Genomic DNA, 313 nt, shown 5'->3' with positions numbered 1-313 from the left:
CTTCGCTCCATACAATTCCCATTCCGGTTTTGCCACATATTTCAGCTTTTTTTCTACCTCGCCGCGGCTCATTCCTATCTTCACCCCATTATACTGTGCTGAGGGATCGTTAGAGAACAGTTCCGCTACATGCCCATCACGAAAGCCGACCCATTGTTTATCATATATCCACCACTTGGTCTGCTTTACTCCAGTATAGGCAGCTTTTTCGTTACCAAGCTTTTTTCTGACAGTATCCCAGCGATCACCCAGATCTGCCTTGAAGCTCGATGAGACTGTGCCTACTTTTGACTGCGGGGGAGGCTGCGGTGTA

At 48.2% G+C, this 313-nt stretch carries 1 protein-coding gene; it reads right to left on the bottom strand.

Annotated features, from left to right (window positions below):
• A partial coding sequence (locus tag LKX83_RS32315; protein WP_227887363.1) for a CAP-associated domain-containing protein occupies positions 1-313 on the bottom strand: 313 nt, incomplete at both ends.

It is taken from the genome of Cohnella baijiui (genome assembly GCF_020731285.1).
Taxonomy (GTDB): domain Bacteria; phylum Bacillota; class Bacilli; order Paenibacillales; family Paenibacillaceae; genus Cohnella.
Note: the sequence above shows the minus strand (reverse complement) of the source record. Positions and strands in the feature narration are given on the sequence as shown.